Consider the following 18,998-nt stretch of genomic DNA (forward strand, 5'->3'; position numbering starts at 1 on the left):
CCCGCTTTCGTGGGCTGTGCCGGGCGTGTTGTCCGCCTGCTGAGAAGGTGGCCGGGGCTTTGCAGAGCATAGCGGTAAACGCCGCATTTTCGCCGGTATTTCGCGGCGGATGGGGGAGCGCGAGTTCGGGTTAGTTACCCGGTGCACAGCCTTTGGGTGGAATCTACCCAAAATATTTGTGAGCTGAGTCGCTAAAATCTCAGATTTGGGGCTCTGTGAGTGCGAGCTCACGCCGAATCCGATAGAGTAGAGACGAGAGAAATTCCCCGCGTCAATGATGCGTGTGCGCCGGGTGCGAGAGACCCCTATCGCACCGTACCAGCCACACGGGGGAACCTCCTCTAATGACCAGGCCGAGTGCACCAGTACTCGGCACCACTTCGAAGAAGAAGGACACCTGTGGACCTTTTCGAATACCAGGCGCGCGAGCTCTTCGCAAAGCACGGTGTACCCGTGCTCAAGGGCATTGTTGCGACCACCCCTGAAGAAGCAAAGGCAGCAGCTGAGGAAATTGGCGGCCTGACCGTCATTAAGGCTCAGGTTAAGACCGGCGGCCGCGGTAAGGCTGGCGGCGTTAAGCTCGCAAAGTCCCCCGAAGAAGCTTACGAGCACGCTAAGGCAATCCTCGGCATGGACATCAAGGGCCACACCGTTCACCGCGTGCTGGTCGCTGACGGCGCAGACATCGCCGAAGAATACTACTTCTCCCTCCTGCTGGACCGCGCAAACCGCTCCTACCTGGCAATGTGCTCGGTAGAAGGCGGTATGGAAATTGAGCAGCTCGCTGCTGAGCGCCCCGAGGCACTGGCAAAGATCGAGGTTGACCCGCTGGTTGGCCTGGACCAGGCTAAGGCTGAGGAAATTGCTAAGGCAGCAGGTTTCTCCGCAGAACTGCAGGAGAAGGTTGTTCCCGTTCTCGTCAAGCTGGGCGAAGTCTACACCAAGGAAGACGCAACCCTGGTTGAGGTTAACCCCCTCGTTCTGACCCCCGAGGGCACCATCCTCGCTCTGGACGGCAAGGTCTCCCTGGACGACAACGCAGAATTCCGCCAGCCCGAGCACGAGGCTCTCGTGGACAAGTCCGCTGAGAACCCGCTGGAAGCTAAGGCAAAGCAGTTCGACCTGAACTACGTGAAGCTGGACGGCGAGGTCGGCATCGTTGGTAACGGTGCAGGTCTGGTTATGTCCACCCTGGACGTCGTTGCATACGCTGGTGAGAACCACGGCAACGTCAAGCCCGCAAACTTCCTTGATATTGGTGGCGGCGCATCCGCTGAGGTTATGGCTGCTGGCCTGGAAATCATTCTGGGCGACGAGCAGGTCAAGAGCGTTTTCGTGAACGTCTTCGGCGGCATCACCGCATGTGACGCAGTGGCAGACGGCATTGTGAAGGCTCTGGAGATTCTGGGCGACGCAGCAACCAAGCCCCTGGTTGTGCGCCTGGACGGCAACAACGTTGCTGAGGGTCGCCGCATCCTCTCCGAGGCGAACCACCCGCTGGTTGTTCTGGCTGAGACCATGGACTCCGGCGCTGACAAGGCAGCAGAGCTCGCTCACAAGGCGTAATCGCCAGCAAAGGATTTCAAGGAAGTAATATGTCTATCTTTGTGAACAAGGACTCCAAGGTCATCGTTCAGGGCATCACCGGTGGCGAGGGTACCAAGCACACCGCACGCATGCTCGCAGCAGGCACCAACATTGTGGGCGGCGTGAACGCTCGCAAGGCTGGCACCACCGTCACCCACAAGGCGAAGGACGGCTCCGACATCGAGCTGAACGTCTTCGGTTCTGTAGCTGAGGCTATGGAGAAGACCGGCGCGAACGTCTCCATCGTCTTCGTTCCCCCGGCCTTCACCAAGGCAGCAGTTCTCGAGGCTATCGAGGCTAAGATCGGTCTCGTCGTCGTCATCACCGAGGGCGTTCCGGTTCAGGACTCCGCAGAGTTCTGGGCAGCTGCTAAGGCATCCGTGGACGAGAACGGCAAGCAGATCACCCGCATCATCGGCCCCAACTGCCCCGGCATCATCTCCCCCGAGGAGTGCCTGGTCGGTATTATCCCGGCGAACATCACCGGCAAGGGCAAGATCGGTCTGGTCTCCAAGTCCGGTACCCTGACCTACCAGCTGATGTACGAACTGTCCGACATTGGTTTCACCACCGCTATCGGTATTGGTGGCGACCCCATCATCGGCACCACTCACATCGACGCTCTGGAAGCTTTCGAAGCTGACCCCGAGACTGAAGCAATCGTCATGATTGGTGAGATCGGTGGTGACGCTGAGGAGCGTGCTGCAGAGTACATCAAGGCAAACGTGACTAAGCCCGTTGTTGGTTACATTGCAGGCTTCACCGCTCCTGAGGGTAAGACCATGGGCCACGCAGGCGCTATTGTCTCCGGTTCCTCCGGTACCGCTCAGGCGAAGAAGGAAGCTCTGGAAGCAGCAGGCGTGAAGGTCGGTAAGACCCCCTCCGAGGCTGCAAACCTGATGCGCGAAATCTTCGCAGCGAAGTAAATAGCATAAAACGCGGCAGATGCCGGTAGTCCCTGAGGCTACCGGCATCTGTGCTTTTAACGCCCCGCTACCGCCCGCAAATATTGCACTAGAAAGTAAGATTGTGCACACAGTGCCACAAAAATATGTAAGTATAACCAGAACCTTTGTATACTGGAGGACGTTGAGCCTAGTCAGAACCATTCTGAGCGGCTCCAAGAAACACCAAACACTCACAGGAGATCACCACACTCATGACCCAGCCCATCTCTCGCCGCGCCATCGCCAAGGCAGGCGTCTGGTCCGCACCCGTCGTCGCAGCCTCCGCAGCCGTTCCCGCATACGCCGCATCCAAGGAAACCCCCGGCGTACAGTACGGCGTGTACGTCAGCGTGCAGAACAACGGCGGCTACGTCGGCTACGCATCCTCCAACAACACCGGCACCATCAACCCGGCAACCCCCGAGGCGCACTTCACCGCCTCCGGCACCCCCGACTCCGACATCAACTGGGACGACGCAACCTCCAAGCCCAAGAGCGCAACCTACGTCAACGGCGAAGGCAAGTTCACCCCCGTCACCAACTCCCAGACCGGCGCAAACGGCGCGTACATGTCCTCCAGCGGCTTCTGGTGGTCCGTACCGACCAAGGACACCGCAACCGGCACCGGCTACATCCCCGGAAGCAGCGTCACCCTCGCAGCGGGCGCGACCTTCGTAACCGAGGTTGAGTACACCGTCTCCGCCAGTGCCCAGTCGCTCCTTAAGTTCGGTAAGATCAACGGCCAGGCATGGGCCCCCTCCGGCCGCAAGCTGACCGGTAAGACCACCGAACTGGTAGCCTCCGCAGGCCAGGCAAAGTACCTGTCCGTCGCGCAGACCGCCGGCACCTGGACCGCAGAAGTACCGACCGTCACCAAAAACTCTGACGGCACCTACACCTTCAAGGGTCGTATCGTCTACACCACCAGCAAGGCGTACACCATGAAGCAGTCCGGCACCAAGTACTACAGCCAGACTAACTTCATGCCGGCGCAGCTGCGCTTCCCGGCAAACGACGGCTGGGTTTCGTACAAGCAGACCTCCACCGTGCAGGTCGCAAACCTGACCTACTCCGGCAACGGTGCGACCGGCTCGGAGAGCGTTTCCGGTCAGGCCACCACCGCGGAGATTCACCCGTAATAGATCAACCCCTCATACGGGCTAAGAGCATGTAGAAAACCCCCGGCGGATAACTCACCCGCCGGGGTTTTCTATGCCCAGGATGCAGGCCTCACGGGAGAGCGAAGAGCATGCCGTAATGGCTATATAGACTTGTCTAAAGCGTATTCAGGAATTGGAATTAGCCGACCGTCGTGCCGAAGGCCAGACCCAGCAGGTAGGTCACGAACGCCGCACCGTAGCCAATCAGAATCTGACGGATACCGCGCTTGAGCGGGGACGCACCCGAGAGCAGACCCACCACACCGCCGGTGAAGCCCAAAGCCGCACCCACGAACAGCAGGGACAGGATCATCGCACCCACACCCGACAGGCCGAAGATATAAGGCAGAATCGGAATCAGCGCACCCGAAGCGAAGAACGAGAAGGAAGCCGCCGCGGCACCAATATCGGTGCCCAGCGCCACGTTCTCCTCGCGCTCCTCATCATCACGGTGCGACAGCGACGGGTCACAATCGCAATCCAGGTAGCCGAAACGCTCCATCGCGCGGTGATGCGCCGCCTCCGGCTCCATGCCGCGGGCACGGTAAATGAGCTCCAGCTCGTTCGAGTCCAAATCCAAATCGTGTGCAACACGCAGGGTCACCTGAGTCGGCTGGGAGGCATCCAGCAGCTCACGCTGAGAACGCACCGACACGAACTCGCCCGCCGCCATCGACAGCGCACCCGCCAACAGGCCAGCAATACCAGACAGTAGAACCATCGAGCTGGACGCACCCGAGGCGGTAATACCCATAATCAGCGCCAGGTTTGATACTAGACCGTCGTTAGCGCCGAAGACCGCCGCGCGGAAGTTGCCCGAGAGCTTCTCGCGGCCGCTGGTCGCCAGGGCGCGAATAATCTCCTCGTGAATCGCCTCGTCAGCCGCCATTTCCTCGGTTGCGTCGGGGTCCTCAGCGTAAGGGGAGCGGGACTCCGCGCGCTGTGCCATCGCCAGAATAAACACCGAACCGAAGTTCTTCGCCAAGAACTGCAGAAGCAGGGACTGCAGAGAGGGTCGCACGTGCACGTCAGCATGCTCACCGAGCATGTCACGCCAATGCTGCTGGTGGCGCTTCTCAGCCTCAGCAACCTGCAACAAGATTTCGCGGTCGGTGCCCTCGGCGCGGCGCGCCAGGTAGCGGTAGATACGCGCCTCCGACTCCTCATCAGCCAGGTATCGGCGCCAGCGCTTAATCTGCGCGGGCGTAGGGTCGGTGACTGCGCTGTGGCGGGTCGGCTGGTGCTCGCCTTGGAGCATCTCGGTCTCTTCGCCGTGCTCGTAGGGTGCGTGCGTGCTCATAAATCCCTTCCGCAAGATGCGGTGCACACGGGGTACCTTGCCCCGCATGCGTCGATAATGCGTTCAAATCTGCGTGTTCTGAGTTAATCAGTGAACCACTGTAGAGCACTCCGAACAGAAAATCTAGGACGGCCTAACCCGGTGTTATTGTTCGCCTCAACGTACTTTGTGATACCGCACGGACGAGGACTCAAGGGTGGGGAACAGCGAAAGTAGGAGGGAAGAGGCGGGGCAGCTTCGAGTATAAAAAGCCGGGCGGGTGCACCCTCCATAGGAAGAGTGCACCCGCCCGGTTCGTGACTCTAAAATCTAGCGTCTATACGGCTTGCCGCCCGAGTGGGCTGCAGTTTAGATGCTACGACTTAGATAGTTGCGGCTTAGATGTTGCCTTCGCCGTTCTCCAGGAACGCGCGGATGAACCACTGGAACTTCTCCAGCTCAGCGGTCTGACCGATCAGCAGGTCCTCGGTGACGGGGTCGGACTCGCCAGCGAAAGCAATCGCCTTGCGGTGAGCCTCAATCACGCGGGTGTAGACGTCGTTCAGGGCGTGCAGGTGGTCAGCAACGCGGGCGCGGCCAACGGGGTAGTCTTCGACGGTGCGCTGTGCGACCAGTGCGCCAGCCAGACCGTTGGGGGTTGCGCCCAGGGTTGCCATACGCTCTGCAATAGCGTCGACGAACTCGCGAACGGTGTCGACCTGGGGGTCAATCATTTCGTGAACGGCGATGAAGCCGGGGCCGGTCACGTTCCAGTGTGCGTGCTTCAGCAGCAGGTGCAGGTCGTTCAGGTCGTGCAGACGTGCCTGGAGAACCTCAGAAATGCCCTTGCCTTCTTCGAGGGTCAGGCCGGGTGCGGTGTAGTTTGCGAATGCCATGATGGTCTCCTTCTTGATGCTGTGATGTTTTTGGTTCGGTGGGATTTGTGCGCCCCGCCGAATCGTTATTATGAGTAAATCATTTTAAGGAGCCGCTGTCAAGGTTATTTTGAGTAATTCGTAATAAATTGTCATCTGAGTGTTGCGCCAACCTTAAACCCTCGCTCAAAAGCCCCGCCCAAACGCCCGCGGCTCACCGCCCAGGTATACACAAAGGGTGGGATGCGCGGTATCTCGTGTCGCGCATCCCACCCTTTACGGTGAAGCGTATTCAGTTTTCTACAGAGCCTCCACTCTGCGAACCAAGCGGCTATGCCAGTGCACGCACTGCCTGTAGGGTCAGCTCCTCATGCTTGAGGCGCACAGTGCCCAGCTCCGCCGGAACCTCCAGCTCGCCCGGCACAACAATGACACGCATGCCCGCCGCGGTTGCGCTGCGCACGCCCGAAGGGGAATCCTCGAGAGCCACGCACCGAGTCGGATCAACACCCAGACGCTCTGCCGCCAAAAGATAGGGCTGCGGGTCCGGCTTGGGGTTGGTGGTCTCATCGTTGCCAATAACCACTGAGAACGTGCCCTCGGGTGCCGCGTTCGCGGTGCGCCGAGCCACGGAGGTGGTGGCGTTCGTGACGATGGCGGCCGGAATCTGTGCATCGTGAACCTCCGAGAGGAAGCGCTCAATGCCGGGCAGGAACTCGACTGGCTGCTGCGCCAGGGCCTCGCGCACCTTTGCCACCAGTCGATCGTTAATCTCCTCGTCCGGCAGGTTCACGCCGCGCTCGCGTAGGCGATCCAGGGTGAACTGCATGGATAGGCCCAGGCAATCGAGGGTGTCCTGCTCGGTCCAGGTACCACCAAATTCTGCGGCAAGGGCTACCTTGGCGGCGGCCCATACGGGTTCAGTGTCGACGAGGGTTCCGTCGTGGTCGAAGAGGATGGCGGCGGGGAAGGTGTTCGTAATCGTCATGCCATTAAGCCTACCGGTTTATTTCTGGGGCGAGCGTAGGGTAGCGCCCCCAATCGTCACCAAAAAATCCGTACCCGCGTTCCGGGGGTTCTCGGCAATGGTGAGCAGGGCATCGGCGACGTCTTCACGGGCAATCGTCGGAATACCCTGAGTACGCTCGACACTCGCCATGTCATATACCTTCACCTCGCCCCTGCCGGGTTTGTCGGTTAGCCTGCCTGGATGCGCGCGCGAAATATACGGCTGATATTCGGCGACCAGGGCATCCGCCTTAACTCGGTCGGTGAAAATGCCGCGCATGATGACCTTGCACACCAGGCGCATGGGGAATGAGGCGGTGCGTACCGTATCGCCCACGCCGTAGGCGCTCATCAGAACGCAGTGCTTCACGCCTGCGCCCACAACCGTCTCCATAATGAGCGGCAGACGCTCCTGCATGAATGTGGTGTGCAGAAACTCCCGTACCGTAGCTTTCTGCCCCAGGATGCTAACCATCACGTCCTGCCCGGAGGATGCGGCGGCGAGCTGCTCGGCATCCTCTAGAGAGCCGGGGGTGATAGTGAGGTTCTGATGTGTACCCAAAAGCTTTCGTGCTTTGTCGGGGTTGTGCACGTAGGCGGTGACGGTGTGCCCCTGTTCTAGGGCTTTGCGGGTGAAGAGGCGGCCGGTGCGGCCGGTTGCGCCTAGAACCAGTATTTTCATGTGGGTCCCCATTTGTGTCTGTGAATGTTGTGGGAACTCGCAAGTGCCCAGCCTCGCAAGTACTCAGTGTGGTCACTATAACAATAGGGCTTTTGGGTGGAGTTTATGGCTGGAGTCTGTGTTTTTGCCGCTTTATTCGTTCGGAGAACCCATGGTTGTCGCCGAAATTTTAATCTCAAAAACCCTGATTAACCCCTTGCGCAGAATAATTGAGTGTAGTAGACTCAAGTTATGTAATGCAGGGGCGCATAGGATAAGCCCCTCGAAATACGAAAGGAACACCATGGACAACAAGTTCACCACCAAGAGTCAAGAAGTCATCTCGGCGGCAAATACTAACGCTCAAACCGCCGGCAACCCCACTATTGAAACCGCGCACATCCTCAAGGCCCTCATGGACCAGCGCGAAGGCGTCGCCGTAGCAGTCCTCAAGGCTGCAGGCCTGGATGTGGACGCTATCTCCGAGGCGGCATCCGCTGAAATCAAGAAGCTGCCCAAGGCATCCGGTGCCTCCGTGCAGAACGCCTCCCTCAGCCGTGCCGCACTCTCCGCTCTGCAGGCGGCACAGACCCGCGCCCAGGGCTTCGGAGATACCTACGTTTCTACCGAAATGATTCTGCTCGGCATCGCCAGCGGAACCGATAGCACCGCAACCGCAATGCACAAGCTCGGCGCTACCGCAGAGCTCATCGCACAGACCATCCCCAACGTCCGAGGAGACCGCACCGTGGACACCCCCGACCCCGAAGGCACCTTCCAGGCGCTCGAAAAGTACGGCACCGACCTGACCGCCATTGCCCGCGCGGGCAAGCTCGACCCGGTCATCGGCCGTGACTCTGAGATTCGCCGCGTCGTGCAGGTGCTCTCCCGCCGAACCAAGAACAACCCCGTTCTGATTGGTGAGCCCGGCGTCGGTAAGACCGCCGTCGTGGAAGGCCTGGCACAGCGCATGGTTTCCGGCGACGTGCCCGAATCCTTGCGCGGCAAGACCCTCATCAGCCTGGACCTGGGCTCCATGGTCGCAGGCGCAAAGTACCGCGGTGAATTCGAGGAGCGCCTGAAGGCAGTCCTCGAAGAAATCAAGAAGTCCGAGGGCCAGATTGTGACCTTCATCGACGAGATTCACACCGTCGTCGGTGCTGGCGCATCCGAAGGCTCCATGGACGCGGGCAACATGCTCAAGCCCATGCTTGCCCGAGGCGAGTTGCGCCTGATTGGTGCGACCACCCTCGACGAGTACCGCGAGAACATTGAGAAGGACCCCGCCCTGGAGCGCCGCTTCCAGCAGGTGTACGTGGGCGAGCCCAGCGTAGATGACACCATCGGTATTCTGCGCGGCCTGAAGGAACGCTACGAGGCACACCACAAGGTGCAGATCGCTGACTCCGCGCTGGTTGCCGCAGCAACCCTGTCTAACCGTTACATTCCTTCCCGTCAGCTGCCGGACAAGGCAATTGACCTGATTGATGAGGCAGCATCCCGCCTGCGCATGGAAATTGACTCTGCACCGGAGGAAATTGACCAGCTGCGCCGCGCTGTGGACCGCCTCACCATGGAGGAACTGGCACTTGCCGACGAGACCGACCCTGCATCGGTTGAGCGTCTGGAAGCGCTGCGCAAGGACATGGCTGACAAGAAGGAACAGCTCGACTCCCTCAACGCTCGTTGGGAGGCCGAGAAGGCTAGCCTGAACCGTGTGGGTGACATCAAGACCCAGATTGACGAGCTGCGTTCCCGCGCAGAGGTTGCACAGCGCGAGGGTAACCTCGCTGAGGCATCCCGCCTGCTGTACGGTGAGATTCCCGCAAAGCAGGCTGAGCTGGAAGAGGCACAGCGCGCCGAGGACACCGCCAAGAGCGAGTCCATGGTCTCCGAAGAGGTCACCGCGGACGATATTGCCGAGGTGATTTCCTCCTGGACCGGCATTCCCGCAGGCCGCATGATGCAGGGTGAGTCCGAGAAGCTGCTCGAAATGGAGAAGCGCATCGGTGCCCGCCTCATCGGTCAGGAAGCCGCAGTGGTCGCTGTCTCTGACGCCGTGCGCCGCGCCCGCGCCGGTATTTCCGACCCGAACCGCCCGATTGGTTCCTTCCTGTTCCTGGGCCCGACCGGTGTTGGTAAGACCGAGCTGGCTAAGGCACTGGCTGAGTTCCAGTTCGATGACGAGCGCGCCCTGGTGCGTATCGACATGAGCGAGTACTCCGAGAAGCACACCGTTTCCCGCCTGGTCGGTGCCCCTCCCGGATACGTCGGCCACGAAGAGGGCGGTCAGCTGACCGAGGCTGTACGCCGTCGCCCCTACTCGGTGGTCCTGCTCGACGAGGTCGAGAAGGCACACCCCGAGGTCTTCGACATCCTGCTGCAGGTGCTTGATGACGGCCGCCTGACCGACGGCCAGGGCCGCACCGTGGACTTCCGCAATGTCATTCTGATTCTGACCTCGAACCTCGGTTCGCAGTACCTGGTCAACCAGGACCTGCCCTTCGACGAGCGCTCCGAGAAGGCTATGGAGGTTGTGCACCAGGCATTCCGCCCCGAGTTCCTCAACCGACTGGACGACATCATCATGTTCCAGCCCCTGTCGGCTGAGAACCTGGGCCAGATTGTCGGCCTGCAGGTCAAGAGCATGGCTAAGCGCCTGGAGGACCGCCGCCTCACCCTGAACGTGACTGAGGCAGCCCTCGAGTGGCTGGGCAAGACCGGCTACGACCCGGCATTTGGTGCCCGCCCGCTGCGCCGCCTGGTTCAGCGCGAGATTGGCGACCGCCTGGCTCGCGGCATCCTCTCCGGCGCAATCCACGACGGCGACACCGTGACCGTGGATGTGAACCCGGACGTTGCCAGCGATGGTCTGTCGGTGACCTCCGAGCGCGAGCAGAAGGCTGAGGACTAAACCCAACCGATTAGCCGGACGGAGCCGATTGGCTCGGCGGGCTTAGCCCGTGGCTGACTCCGCGAGTTCAAAACCATAAGAAATAGGCTGTGGGGTACCCTCGAAATGGGGGTGCCCCACAGCCGTTTAACGTATTGAGCACGTTAAAGTATTGAGCACAGAGCATAGGAGAAGAATGGACCGCTGGACTGACCAACAGAACTTCGCCGCAGCCGGTGAACAGCGCGAAGAAATCGCCTCCGTGCACCGTGCCGCGATCCGCTCCATTCAGCGAGTTGTCTCCGAGAACGCCACCCCGCACGATGAGGAGTACGCTGCCGAAGGTATCGCGCGCCTGCTCAAGGCGGGTAAGGTTCTCGTGCTCACCGGTGCCGGCGTGAGCACCGAATCCGGCATCCCCGACTATCGTGGCCCCGGCGGATCCCTGCACGATCACCGACCCATGACATACCAGGAATTCCGCTACGATGACGCCGCCCGCCAACGCTACTGGGCGCGCTCCTACGTAGGTTGGCGCCGCATGCGCCGCGCCGAACCGAACCGCGCCCACTATGCGCTCGCTGAGCTGGAGCAGTTGGGTGCTATCAGTGGCGTCATCACGCAGAACGTGGACGGCCTGCACGCCCGCGCCGGGAGTTCTAATCTGCTGGCCCTGCATGGCGACCTATCGCGCATCGTCTGCCTGGACTGCGGGCGAGATGAGGGCCGCGAGAGCTTGGATGCGCGCCTGGATGCCGCGAACCCCGGCTACCTGGACCGCTTGGAAGTCCGTGACCTGCGCGTGAACCCCGACGGCGACGTGGAACTGGACGAGCGCTACATCCGCGATTTTCAGATGGTGCCCTGCCTCGCCTGCGGTTCGACTCGCCTCAAGCCGGATGTGGTGTACTTTGGCGAATCCGTGCCCGCCGAGCGCAAGGCGCGTAAGGACGCCATGCTCGCCGAGTGCTCGGCGCTGCTGGTGGTCGGCTCCTCGGTAGCGGTCATGAGCAGCTACAAGATTGTGCTGGAGGCTCTGCGCGCCGGCAAGCCGGTTGCCGTCATTAACGGTGGTCCGGGTCGTGCCGATGCGAAGGCGACCTACCTGTGGCGCAGCGGCGTGGGTGAGGCGCTTGAGCTCATGCTTGACGAGATTGACGGCTAGGTAGCGCTGACACGACTAGGTGGTACGACTAGGTAACGCCGGCACCCGGCGAATTTTGCCGTGCGTGCATTGATCCGTAGTTCAGTGCACAAAAGTGCTAGTTTGTGGCGTAATTCATTTTAAATAGCCCCTGGACAGGCGGATACACCCATCACTCGAGGATAAAATGATGGGATGGACATTCGACACACTATCACTCGCTTCGGTGCCACCGCCCTGATTGGTTGCGGCCTGGTGGTCACCGCAATCCCCGCAACGTTCGCTCAGAACAGCGAAGAGTCCGTCACCCACGTTTACTCTGACAAGGCTGCTTCCCACATCTCTGAGGTCTGGTACAAGGGCGAAACCCTGAAGATTACCGGTGAGGGCTTCCTGACTCAGGACGGCGCCTCCGGCTCCATCATCGCTATTAAGCTGAACAAGGGCTCCGTCAAGATTGACGGCAAGGACTACCTGGAAGTTCAGGCTGACGAGAAGGGCAACTTCTCCGTCTCCATTCCCTGGCAGAGCGACCTGGACGATCGCATCTCCGTGGACGTCTACCTGCTCTCCGGCTCCCTGAAGGACAACGACACCTCCCGCGGCGGTAAGGCTGCAACCGTGAAGATTGAGGCTCGTTCCGTTCAGGAAGCAACCCCCTCCGCTTCTGCGAGCGCTTCGGCAACTGCTTCGGCAACCGCTTCCGTGGTGGCTACCCCCTCCGCTTCTATGGCGCCTTCCGCATCTGCTACCCCCTCGGCTTCTGCTTCGGCTACTGCCGCTGATGAGGTTGTTGCCTCCGTGGATGCAAAGATCAAGAACCGCGCCGATGAGAAGGCGTCCGCTACCGCTTCGGTGAGCCCCTCGGCTACCGCATCGGCTTCTGCTTCTGTGGTGGCGACCCCCTCCGCTTCGGCAACTGCTTCTGCGAGCGCTTCGGCTTCGGCAGCTGCTGATCAGCACGCATCTGTTGCGAACGATGCGAAGGATCAGCTGGGTGATTCCGCCTCCGCTACCGAGCAGGTGACCGCTTCGGCTGAGAGCACTCGCTTTGCGAACTGTGCAGAGGTTGCGGCTGCTGGCCTGGCACCCATGCCCTCGAGCCACCCGGATTTCCGCAAGAAGTTCGACAACGATGGTAACGGCCTGGGCTGCGAGGTCATTAACAGCGAGGTCACTGACGGTTCCTCCTCCAACGGTTCCTCGGGTTCTTCTTCCCGTAACTCCGGCGGTCTGGATAACCTGGGTGGCGGCTCCTCCTCTTCGAGTAGCTACACCTCGAGCCGTGCTCAGCGCTCTTCCCTGGCTAACACCGGTGCTTCTAACGCCTTCACCATTGCTGGTATGGGCCTGGTGGCTCTGGGCCTGGGTGTTGCTGGCGTGTCTGCTGTGCGCAACCGCAAGAACTCCTAAAACTATTGCCGCCGCCCGGTGCGGTGCGTGAGAGTCCCCTCTCCTGAATGCTTTCGAGCGTTCGGGCGGAGGGGATTTTCGCGTTTAACGGGGTGGTTTTTGCTATTGGGTTGTGCTGATGGGATGGGGTATGTACCTGTTAGTTTCTTCAAGTCTCAATTGAGACTTTAGGGGTGCACGGCGGTGCAAAAGGTCTCTATGGTTCAACCATGCCTTCAATAAACCTTCAAGAAAACCCCGGTTTGTGAGTCAGGTCATGGCAAATTGGCGTCTTGGGAGCCGGTATCCCAAGCTTCGCTCGTTAGAATGGGGGGCATGAACATTCGAAACAACATTGCACGCATCGGTGCCACCGCCCTCATTGGCTGTGGTCTCGTTGCTACTTCCGTCCCCGCAACCTTCGCTGTTGAAGGCGCGCCTCAGACTGTCTACACCTACGCAGACTCTGCACAGTTCATTGCCCCCGACACCTGGTATGAGGGTCAGGGCCTGAACATTGGTGGCGAGGGCTTCAAGACCGCTGACGGCACCTCCGGTTCCGTTCTGGCTCTGAAGCTGAACAAGGGCGCCGTTAAGATTAACGGCCAGGACTACCTGGAAATCCACGCTGATAGCGATGGTAACTTCTCCGCCACCATCCCCTGGCAGGAAGAGCTGCACGGCAGCGTTTCCGTTGACATTTACCTGCTGTCCGGCTCCCTGAAGGACGGCGACGTTCCCCGTGGCGGTAAGGCAGCTACCGTGACCATCAAGGTTGCGGAGCAGCCCGCACCGGCTCCCACCGAGGACCCGACCCCCGCTCCTTCCCAGGATTCGACCCCGGATCCCACCCCCGAGCCGTCCAAGGACGCAACCGCTGAGCCGACCACCGAGGCTCCCAAGCCTGCTGAAGAGACCTCCGCACCCGCAGTTGAGGACGCTAAGGAAACCAAGCCCGCTGAGGACCAGAAGCCTGCCGAAGAGCAGAAGTCTGAGGATCAGAAGTCCGCTGAGCAGAAGTCTGACAGCGAGCAGCACTTCCGTTTCCAGAACTGCGCCGACGTTGAGGCTGCAGGTCTGGCACCGATTCACAAGAGCCACCCGGATTACCGCGAGAAGTTCAACGCTGACGGCGACGACTATGGTTGCGAGCAGCCCGTTGACTACGAGAACTCCAAGAAGTCTGACAGCATCAGCCTGAGCTCCGGCTCGAATGACAACCTGGGTTCCGGCGACAACCTGGGCTCCGGTTCCTCGAACGCATCCTCCAAGAGCTCTTCTTCCCTGGCTAAGACTGGTGCATCCGGTGCAATGACTGCTGCTGGTCTGGGCCTGATTGCTCTGGGTGCAGGTGGCGCGACCATCGTTGCAACCCGCATGCGCAAGAAGGCTTAATAGTGCCTAGTCGCTAAGCTTTTAGCTACTTTGATGGGCTCCCTCCATATCGGAGGGAGCCCATTTTTTGTGCCTTTTGAGGCTGTTAGGGATGCTGGGAACGGCGCGAAAGAAGCAAAAAATTACGGACAAATAGCACCACTGACAAGGCTGTTTATCGGAGACGCATAACACTTATCTCTAAGTTAAGGCGAGCACAGGGTAAACACAGACTCGCACGGGAATCTAGATACTACAAAGAACGCACAGCTTGGAGCTGAAGAACAGGCAGCGAAGAGCATAGCGGATACCACGACACAAAGCTGGAGAACCCCGATGAATATTTTGACCATGGCGATTGCCGATGCCATAGCCATCGCAGCCCTCTGCACCCTCTACATGGTGCGGCACCGCAACCGCGAACTGATGATTTCCTACGCGGTCATCAACGCCGGCATCTTCACGGTCTCGGTGGCGCTGGTATCCGCCGGATCGAACGCATCCGCCATGGGCATGGGCCTCTTCGGTGTCCTGTCGATTATCCGATTGCGTTCCACCGCCCTGAGCCAGCGCGAGGTCGGCTACTACTTCGTCGCCCTCTCGGTCGGCATGATCGCAGGTGTGAACATCAGCCCGGCGTACATTGCCTTCGCCCTGATGGCTACCCTGGTCGCCCTGATTGCGGTCCTCGACTCGCGCAGCGCCCCGGTCTCTACTGAAAAGACTCAGACCGTTACCGCCGATCGTGCGATCAGCGACGAGGAAGAGCTCAAGGCATACCTGAGCGCTCGCCTGGGTTACACCGTCACCTCGGTCAGCGTTACCGAGCTGGATATGGTGAACAACCTGACCCGCGCCACCGTCACCTACCAGCCCAAGGAAACCCCCGAGGGCGGCACCCCCGCGGCAGTGGAGGCGGCTCAGCCTGTAGCCGCTCAGACGGTAGCATCGCAGGCTCCTGCGGCTTACCCGGCAGCACCTCAGGTTCCCACCGCCGAGGCGCACACCACCCTGGACACCCGGATGGTTCCGCTCCAGCGCACCCCGGTAGGCAAGTAAGACCAACCGGTATAAAAGCCTCCGATTCACTCCAACCGCACAAACATCTCCGATACCCACGACACGCCGCCCCAGCGCACAGCCCAAAACGCAGGGGCAGCACCCCAGAAGGACGAAGACCCATGACTAATGTAGCCGCAAACATCATCCCCGCAGAGTGGAAGAGCATCAGCCTGGAAGCCATGAACGAGAAGGCAGCCATGCAGACCCGTGTGGACCGCAAGTACATTGTCGACGCAGAAACCGCCGCCAAGGTACTCTCCACGCTCGACGCAGACGCCTCCGTCATGGAAATCAAGGGCCAGCGCGACTTCGCCTACGACTCGGTCTACTTCGACACCCCGCAGATGCAGAGCTACCACTCGGCAGCCTACAGCCGCGAGGACACCTTCAAGATTCGTACCCGTAGCTACCTGGACTCGAAGCTGACCTTCCTGGAGGTCAAGACCGACGGTGAGCAGGATATGACCGTCAAGAAGCGTATCCCGTACACCTTCGAGAACCGCGATACGCTCACTGCGGAAGGTCACGAGTACATCACCGCAGCACTCGGCGATATCCTCGCCGGCCCTGTGCACAAGCTGGAGGCGGTCCTGACTACCGGCTACCGCCGTACCACGGTCTTCCTGCCGCAGAGTGAGAAGAACCCGGTCGCCTCCCGTATGACCGTAGATAATGCCCTGACCTGGACTCCTCTGTCCGAGAACATCCTCATGGCGGGCGTGAACTACCGCAACTTCCACGGCAACCTGGTTGGCACCACCTACGGCCTGCCGAACGCGGTCATCATCGAAACCAAGTCCGGCGTGGAGCCCTCCGCGGCAGACCAGCACCTCTGGGATGCGGGCATCACCCCCGCGAAGATTTCCAAGTTTGCAACCGGTATGGCGGCGTTGAACCCGCAGCTGGCAAGCAACAAGTGGGCAGAAACCCTGAAGAACTGGATGCACCTGGAACCGGTTGAGGGCACCCGCCTGAACGTGGATGACATGACCGAAGAGGATTACCAGAAGCTGCTGACCGAGCGTTTCGCAGCCGCCTAAAACGGCAATCTGGCTAAAACGGCGATCTGGGATGCGCGGGTAGGGTAGTGCACCTACCTTACCCGCACCCCCAATCTATATCCCCCGAACCAAGCACAACATCGGCTTTATTCGCCCCACACAGGCAATAACCGCTCTCACACATATTCACATTTCACATACGTCTTACCCCTGTGGCGCTGGCTCTACGCGAGTGGTCACCCAAACACAAAGGAAAACCCGTGAAAAAGAGCAATATGATTAAGAGCGCAACCTCCATTACCCTCCTGGCAGCCCTGGCGTTGACCGGCTGCTCAGCAACCTCGGCATCGAATGCCAGCGCATCGAGCGCAATCAGTACCTCCGCTTCGAGCACTTCGGGCACCACGTCGAAGGTGGCAGACTCCTTCTCCACAGACGTGAAGAGCGGCGCGAAGCTCGCCGAGGACACCCACTACTCCGCAAAGGACGTCACCTGGGATTCCTCCAGCGAAGTTACTATCGATCTTTCTAACCCGACCGCGACCGACGGCGTGACCGTCAGCGACGGCGTCATCACCATCACCAAGGCGGGCAACTACAAGCTCACCGGCACCTACGAGGGCCAGATCAAGGTTGAGGCAGCCGACAGCGACATGGTCCGCCTGATCCTGAACAACGCGACGATCACCAACTCCACCGGTGCAGCTATCAACGTTGTTGAGGCGGACGAGGTCGTTATCTACACCGCCTCGGGTACCACCAACACCGTCTCTGACGGCTCCTCCTACTCGGATACCGCCAGCGGTAGCCCCGACGCAGCTATCTACTCCAAGAGTGACCTGACCCTGGCGGGCGAAGGTACCCTGAAGGTTGAAGGTAAGTACGAAGAGGGTATCCACACCTCTGACGGCCTGGTCATTGCCTCCGGCACCCTGGAAGTGAACGCGGCAAACACCGGCATCAAGGGTAAGGATTACGTCGATATTCTGGACGGCACCATCACCGTGACCGCAACCAAGGACGGCATCAAGGCAACCAATGACACCGACGGCAACCGCGGCTGGGTACGCCTGAGCGGCGGTACCGTGAACATCTCTGCAGGTGATGATGGTTTCAAGGCTGAGCGCGTGCTTGAAATCTCCGGCGGTACCCTGAACATTACCCAGGCGAACGAGGGTATTGAGGCGCAGTACATCAACATCCTGGACGGCACCGTGAACGTGACCAGCTCCGATGACGGTATCAACGCCTCGTACAGCACCACCTCGACCAGCACTAGCTCGACCAGCACTGAGTCGGCTACTGCAACCTCGACTACTGCAACCTCGACTAAGCAGAGCGCGCAGGGCGGCCAGAACTCAGCACCCCAGGCGCCCAGCGGTAGCGCGGGTCAGGCACCTGCAGGTGGCGGTCAGGCTCCCTCGGGCACTATGGGTCAGCCCCCGGCTGGTGGTGGCGCAGGTGGCGGCGGTGCAGCTGGTGGTATGGGCGGTGGCGGCGGCACCTTCGAGGTGGTCGACGCGACCATCAACATCACCGGCGGTACCGTCACCGTGAACGCGAACGGTGACGGCATCGACTCCAACGGTACTGCGACCCTCTCCGGTGGCACCCTGGTTGTGAACGGCCCCTTCACCGGTGGTAACGCCTCCCTGGACACCAATGGCGACCTGCTGCTCAACGGCACGACCGTGGCCGCGGGTAACTCCGGTGACATGTTCGAGGCTCCCTCGACCAACTCCACCAGCGGCTACGTGAAGATTAGCAATGTATCGAACCTGAGCGCAGGCACCACCGTACAGGTGGCAGACTCCTCCGGTAACGTGGTGGCAAACTACAAGGTCACGAACTCCAACACCGCACTGATCCTGGTCTCCAGCTCCAAGATCACCAAGGGCGAGAGCTACACCGTGTACACCACCACCGATAGCGTGGATGCCTCCAGCGCCACCCTGGCGTCCAACGCCACCTCGCTGGGTTCCTTCACCGCAAGCTAGGCGGCAGGTAGCCCCTCAAGCCCCGTGCTGGATGTCATGACCGGCACGGTACCCTCTCTGAACCCGGTCTTGTGAGTGAGCCGGTAGGGGAGACCCTAGCCCCGCATTGGATGTAGCGATACGTCCGGTGCGGGGCTCTGTGGCCTCTGGGGTAAAAAAGTCGCGGGTGCAAAATAAAACGGTTGTTCCGGTGCGAAGAAGTGCTCTGATACGCAAAATAGGTGCCGTCCAGCGAGACATTCAGGGCTGAAACAGGGTACTCTATAGTGTAGTAAAGACTGTTGAACGATCCGAGAGCGATGCGCCGCGCGTGCTGTTCGCCTCGGACAGGATGAAAGAGGGGGTCACGCCATGGGGCGCGGCCGTCAGAAGGCTAAAGCAACAAGGCAGGCTCGGGAGATGAAGTACTTCAGCCCCGAGACCGACTACAGCGCACTCGAGCGCGAGCTCAGTAGCGCGAAGAAAACGAAGTCCTCCGATTCGTCCCGCCGTCGCTATGACGACGAGGACGACTACTCGGCATACGCAGAAAAGTACGCGTCCTACGAGGATGAGGCATAAAGAATACGCGGATTGATTCGGTGCATATCGACCGAGCGTATTCGACAGATGATGAAC

The 18,998-nt window shown here is 60.2% G+C and carries 15 protein-coding genes; 11 read left to right on the forward strand and 4 right to left on the reverse strand.

All coding sequences use genetic code 11. The features are described 5' to 3' along the window. Positions 1-399 precede the first annotated feature (399 nt). From sucC to RQ593_RS00835, 3 genes are all read left to right on the forward strand, one after another. Positions 400-1,566, forward strand: a complete 1,167-nt coding sequence (sucC, locus tag RQ593_RS00825; RefSeq protein WP_005504561.1) for an ADP-forming succinate--CoA ligase subunit beta — start codon at positions 400-402, stop codon at positions 1,564-1,566. Between the two features lie 29 nt (positions 1,567-1,595). Continuing rightward, entirely contained in the window at positions 1,596-2,513 is a 918-nt protein-coding gene (sucD, locus tag RQ593_RS00830; protein ID WP_005504562.1) for a succinate--CoA ligase subunit alpha, read from the forward strand. Positions 2,514-2,746: 233 nt separating this feature from the next. Next, the gene (locus RQ593_RS00835) at positions 2,747-3,673 is read left to right on the forward strand and encodes an amino acid oxidase (protein WP_294627812.1); all 927 of its coding nucleotides are present in this window, start codon (positions 2,747-2,749) and stop codon (positions 3,671-3,673) included. Between the two features lie 160 nt (positions 3,674-3,833). Here the strand turns inward: RQ593_RS00835 and RQ593_RS00840 are convergent, their stop codons facing one another. The 4 genes from RQ593_RS00840 to RQ593_RS00855 all read right to left on the reverse strand — a co-directional run bounded on the left by RQ593_RS00840 (position 3,834) and on the right by RQ593_RS00855 (position 7,538). Next, positions 3,834-4,994 (reverse strand): VIT1/CCC1 transporter family protein, encoded by a 1,161-nt coding sequence (locus RQ593_RS00840; protein WP_390896013.1) that lies wholly within the window; start codon positions 4,992-4,994, stop codon positions 3,834-3,836. A 377-nt stretch (positions 4,995-5,371) separates the two neighbouring features. Then, complete coding sequence (gene dps, locus RQ593_RS00845; protein WP_049338363.1) at positions 5,372-5,869, reverse strand: DNA starvation/stationary phase protection protein Dps; 498 nt, start codon at positions 5,867-5,869, stop codon at positions 5,372-5,374. A gap of 310 nt (positions 5,870-6,179) precedes the next feature. Continuing rightward, entirely contained in the window at positions 6,180-6,836 is a 657-nt protein-coding gene (locus tag RQ593_RS00850; RefSeq protein ID WP_311449545.1) for an HAD family phosphatase, read from the reverse strand. 18 nt (positions 6,837-6,854) lie between these two features. After that, positions 6,855-7,538, reverse strand: coding sequence for an NAD(P)-binding oxidoreductase (locus RQ593_RS00855; protein ID WP_311449546.1), 684 nt, complete (start codon positions 7,536-7,538; stop codon positions 6,855-6,857). 283 nt (positions 7,539-7,821) lie between these two features. On the opposite strand from RQ593_RS00855, the gene clpB reads away from it, so the two are divergent. From clpB to RQ593_RS00895, 8 genes are all read left to right on the forward strand, one after another. Continuing rightward, positions 7,822-10,431, forward strand: coding sequence for an ATP-dependent chaperone ClpB (clpB, locus tag RQ593_RS00860; RefSeq protein WP_311449547.1), 2,610 nt, complete (start codon positions 7,822-7,824; stop codon positions 10,429-10,431). 175 nt (positions 10,432-10,606) lie between these two features. After that, complete coding sequence (locus tag RQ593_RS00865; protein WP_311449548.1) at positions 10,607-11,575, forward strand: Sir2 family NAD-dependent protein deacetylase; 969 nt, start codon at positions 10,607-10,609, stop codon at positions 11,573-11,575. A gap of 174 nt (positions 11,576-11,749) precedes the next feature. Beyond that, on the forward strand, positions 11,750-12,967 hold the full coding sequence (locus tag RQ593_RS00870; protein ID WP_311449549.1) for an excalibur calcium-binding domain-containing protein: 1,218 nt from the start codon (positions 11,750-11,752) through the stop codon (positions 12,965-12,967). A gap of 315 nt (positions 12,968-13,282) precedes the next feature. Next, positions 13,283-14,341, forward strand: coding sequence for an excalibur calcium-binding domain-containing protein (locus RQ593_RS00875; RefSeq protein WP_311449550.1), 1,059 nt, complete (start codon positions 13,283-13,285; stop codon positions 14,339-14,341). Between the two features lie 315 nt (positions 14,342-14,656). Further along, complete coding sequence (locus tag RQ593_RS00880; protein WP_303950946.1) at positions 14,657-15,379, forward strand: DUF4956 domain-containing protein; 723 nt, start codon at positions 14,657-14,659, stop codon at positions 15,377-15,379. A 122-nt stretch (positions 15,380-15,501) separates the two neighbouring features. Continuing rightward, a complete protein-coding gene (locus RQ593_RS00885; RefSeq protein WP_311449551.1) occupies positions 15,502-16,422 on the forward strand; it encodes a polyphosphate polymerase domain-containing protein in 921 nt (306 codons plus the stop codon). Positions 16,423-16,643: 221 nt separating this feature from the next. Then, a complete protein-coding gene (locus RQ593_RS00890; protein ID WP_311449552.1) occupies positions 16,644-18,380 on the forward strand; it encodes a carbohydrate-binding domain-containing protein in 1,737 nt (578 codons plus the stop codon). Between the two features lie 351 nt (positions 18,381-18,731). After that, positions 18,732-18,941: a DUF3073 domain-containing protein gene (locus RQ593_RS00895; RefSeq protein ID WP_005504588.1), complete on the forward strand. Its 210-nt coding sequence runs from the start codon at positions 18,732-18,734 to the stop codon at positions 18,939-18,941. The last annotated feature ends 57 nt before the right edge of the window (positions 18,942-18,998 follow it).

This window comes from uncultured Rothia sp. (assembly GCF_963507905.1).
Taxonomy (GTDB): Bacteria; Actinomycetota; Actinomycetes; order Actinomycetales; family Micrococcaceae; genus Rothia.